The following is a 4231-nucleotide window of genomic DNA, read 5'->3' as shown; positions in this document are numbered from 1 at the left end:
ATTAGGATAAGTTACTAGCAAGTCTTGTAACTGGTCTTCCGAGTCGTAGGGCTGTTCCATCATTTCTACCAGCCTGTCGTCGTCCTGAATCAGATAAATACCTCCAGCCATGCCAGCCCACCTACTTAATTTTAGATTTGAGATTTGAGATTTGAGATTTCCGGCTTAGTTATTAGTCTTTAGTCTTCATTCCGCAGCCAATGATATCATGTCCGATCGATTAACCATAATATCCCCGTCGGGGCTGGTTTGTGAGACAGGGTAAACGCATCTTAACTTTTACCCAAAATATGATACAATTAAATCCGACTAATTTTTCATGTAGTTTATTGTAGTTTATTGATGCTATCAATGGCAAGAGGTTTTAGTAAAGCTGTAACTTCCCAACAAAAATAAACAGATTCATTACCACCTTCAATGAATCTTTTAAATACCCTTTTTTTAGAGCATTTTCCCAACTATAAAAATTCAAGAATAGAAAGAAGTAAAGAACACTTACTTAAAGATATTAGATCGACGATGGCGATTCTAGCTGTCCAGACGCGGTGCAGACGGATGGGTGGCAATAGAAGCCTAGGTAATGCCAAATATCAATGCTTAAAAAGCTTTCTATAATTACCGAATAGCCTACCATCTCATGACACATTTAGTCGGCTATTTTCCCGAAGTGAACCACAATAGTTTCAAGAATGTTTTTTGACTTGGGTAAATGCCATAGTCGGGGAATTAGAACTAAACGCGATCGCCCTTCATTGATGGCGAAACAATAAAACAATTATATGACCGAAATAGCCAGCCAAAAGCGATATATATAGTTACAAGCTAGTCTTCATTTCATCAATTGGTTTTAGAAAAAAAAAACATAAAAAATCTAATGGAATGACCAAGAATTTCTTGATGCTACCCGCCACGTGATTTATCCGTGCAATCAATCCAAAATCTAAAATCGAAAATCCTCAAGCCCCCGAATTTATCCGTGGGGTAAAGCCAAAATCTAAAATCTAAAATCTAATGACAGCGATTGCGGAATTAATAGAAATGTTATAAATTGCCGGAAGTGTAATAACTATAGATGATCGGCTGTTATCAAAAAAATATAATATCTCTGATTTTTAAGAAAAAAGAAGATTATATTTTAGCTTTCAAAGGCAATCAACAACTTTTATACAAAGCCGTGAAAGAGTGGTTTGAAGTAGCTCAAGAAGCAGATTATTTAGGAAAAAAGTATGATTATTATGAACATGAACAAGTAGAAGCAGGACATCACCGAGTGTAACAAAGACAAGTCGGGAATGTGGATTTATCCGAGTTACCACCTCTGCATAATCAAGCATTATGGACGGGATCAAAAACAGTTGTCATGATAGTTAGTGAACAAAGATTGTAGAATAAAACCACCACATAAGCTCGTTTTTACGCTTAGTAGTTTCAGCAGTAATGCTGAGACAATGGCTGGGGCGAGCCGCAGTCACTGGGGCATTAAAAATAGCTTATATTGGACGCTTGATGTTACATTTTGTGAATATAAAAGCTGGATTATGAAACAGAACTCTCCCGTAAATTTTGCACTTCAATCGGAGGCTAGCCGTAAATATACTGCAACAAGAAAAAACTTCCGGCACAAAGTCTAAAAATGGAACGCTATCGAGCGGGAAGGGATAATTATTGATTTCAAATTTTAAACTTTGCCAGCTAACGCTTAAAAGATAACACCCATCTCTTGTGAAATCTATCCTGATTTTTAAATTTTATAAATTCTTAAAATTTTGATTGAATCTGCTTCACTGGGGTTAAACTTAAGAATTTTCCGAATTTTTTTTTAGTTATTTAGTAATGCAAAAACTCACTTTTTTGTCAAATTAAATTAATTTAGATACGTTTACCATATTCTCAGTATAATTTTTATGACAATTTGTGTAATATCTCAACTTATTAAATCACAAAAATATCTGTAAGTGAATATATAATTGCTTTTACACCGCCTAATTTTTATATTTTATAGTTAATTTTTATAAGATTATTAACTTTTTGAAATACTAGGTTCTGTAGAGCAGGAATTAACAACCGAATCAAGTTGATTAAGCGGCAAGCTTATGGATTTGTCAACTTTGATAACTTTCTGGCGAGGCTATTAGCTTGCTTTTCTGATTAGTTTTGCCGATCGTGTTGACTCCAGAAGAACTGAATAAGCTAGAGGCAGTCTAACACCGAAAAGCGTAGCTCCATAGAAGTTACAATATAAAGATATTGTGAACTTACCTTGAGTGTCGCTAAAATATTAAAATAACAGCTCGCGAGTGGAATTTAAGAGGTAAGACTTGAAACAAGTTGGATTAGTGGCGATCGGACGCAATGAAGGGCCGCGCCTGCGCCAGTGCCTAGTATCGGCCACAGACAAAGTTGCCCGCGTCGTGTATGTCGATTCCGGATCAACAGACGGTAGCCTAGAGTTAGCCCGATCGATCGGAGCCGATACAGTAGAACTAAACTTATCTATACCGTTTACTGCAGCACGCGCCAGAAACGAAGGCTTTGCTCGCTTGCTGAAACTATCACCAGACATCGAATTTGTCCAATTTGTAGACGGCGACTGCGAATTGGTTGACGGATGGATCGAACTCGCCCAGCAAGAACTCACAGCCAAACCCGACGTAGCCGTAGTGTGCGGGCGCCGGCGCGAAAGATTTCCCAACGCCACAGCATACAACCGACTCTGCGACATCGAGTGGGACACGCCTGTCGGCGAAGCCAAAGCCTGCGGGGGCGACTCGATGATGCGCGTCGCGGCGTTCGAGCAAGTCGGCGGTTTCAACCCTGCACTCATTGCTGGCGAAGAACCGGAACTCTGCGTGCGGCTGCGTCAAAACGGCTGGAAAATCGAGCGCTTAGATGCAGAAATGACCCTGCACGACGCCCAAATGACAAGTTTTACCCAGTGGTGGAAACGTTCTCAAAGAGCCGGTCACGCCTACGCCGAGGGTTCCTGGCTGCACGGAAACACCCCCGATCGCCACTGGGTCAAAGACACCACCAGCATCTGGTTCTGGGGATTCGTTCTGCCTGTGCTAGCATTGGGTACAGCCTGGTTCACCCACGGGTGGAGCCTGTGGTTGCTCGCCGGCTACCCGATACTTACCTACCGAATTTACCGCCGGATGCTGGAGCGGAATTTGCCAGCCAAGGATTCTGGTCTTTATGCTATATCTTGTGTGATCGGGAGATTTCCCCAATTGCAAGGTCAGATTCAGTTTCATCAGCGTCGCTTGCTGGGACAGCGCAGCAACTTGATCGAATACAAGAGATCAAGCCCATCAATGGAGCAAGTTAGAATTAGTGCTAAGTCTACTAAGTAGGTTAGCCACCATCAACTTAACAGGTTTTTTCTGGAACGTACTTCTCCCCTGTAATCCCGATTCCCGTGTAGAGGCGGGTTTTCTCCCCAACCTCTACACCCGACACCGGAACCTCAAAAAACCTGCAACCGATCGAGTAATTTCTTCAAAACTAAACTGACAAAGATCGATTTATAAACAAAGGTATCCAACCAATGAACAACCAAAAATTGTAATTGCTCAACTAGGGGAAAAAAGGGAGCCATCAGTAGAGAGAGCTTGTTGAATGGATTGATAAGCAGTTAAACCCGGACGCTTGCCAGTATTAACAACTGAACGAACGGCAGCAAACAAATCTCGCCCCCATTCCGAACGGAAGCCATTGGTCACACGGCGAAATATCACACTCATCCGAATCGCCTGTTCACTACTATTATTCGTGGGTGGAATTGTCGCATCTTCCAGAAATAGAAATAAATTGTCAATCAGCCCACCGTAACGTTTTCGTAACCGTATACCATCCGGATGCTGTGGTGCTAAATCCAAAATTTTGGTTAATCTTTCCTGTAAATTTATTCGATATCTCAAGAGTCTAGTATCATCCATATTCTCCCGTTGCCGATGGATGATAAAAGCCCTTAATAATAACCTCTTCATCGCTGGGGCAAAAATTCTGGCAAGAGCATCAATCGCATATTGGCAATCCCGCAGTTGATGTGCACTCACACACTTGCCATTGTGGTGCTGGGTGATTTTTTTGAGCGCGGGAGAAATCTGACACCCAGATATCGGGACGATGTTCTGCGAGAACTTCGTTAGGAATGATATCAAATCCGGTAGCATCGTCCTGTATTCATCTCTGTATTCTCTCCCTCTGCGTTCTCTGCGCCCTCTGCGGT

3 protein-coding genes and 1 pseudogene are annotated in these 4231 nt (G+C 41.7%); 3 read left to right on the top strand and 1 reads right to left on the bottom strand.

The window, feature by feature from the left end:
• Positions 1-1072: 1072 nt before the first annotated feature.
• The 3 genes and pseudogenes from QT984_RS29490 to QT984_RS29480 all read left to right on the top strand — a co-directional run bounded on the left by QT984_RS29490 (position 1073) and on the right by QT984_RS29480 (position 3353).
• Positions 1073-1276: a hypothetical protein gene (locus tag QT984_RS29490; protein WP_333057284.1), complete on the top strand. Its 204-nt coding sequence runs from the start codon at positions 1073-1075 to the stop codon at positions 1274-1276.
• A 777-nt stretch (positions 1277-2053) separates the two neighbouring features.
• Positions 2054-2152: pseudogene (locus tag QT984_RS29485) on the top strand (transposase); the annotation flags it as partial.
• A gap of 166 nt (positions 2153-2318) precedes the next feature.
• The gene (locus tag QT984_RS29480) at positions 2319-3353 is read left to right on the top strand and encodes a glycosyltransferase family 2 protein (protein WP_333375555.1); all 1035 of its coding nucleotides are present in this window, start codon (positions 2319-2321) and stop codon (positions 3351-3353) included.
• Positions 3354-3572: 219 nt separating this feature from the next.
• Here QT984_RS29480 and QT984_RS29475 read toward each other — a convergent pair.
• Positions 3573-4231 (bottom strand): IS66 family transposase (locus QT984_RS29475; protein ID WP_333264532.1); only part of this gene is annotated, 659 nt, incomplete at its 5' end.

Origin of the sequence: Microcoleus sp. Z1_B2 (genome assembly GCF_036700325.1) — a bacterium.
Classification (GTDB): domain Bacteria; phylum Cyanobacteriota; class Cyanobacteriia; order Cyanobacteriales; family Microcoleaceae; genus Microcoleus.
This window is presented reverse-complemented; position numbering and strand designations above follow the sequence as displayed.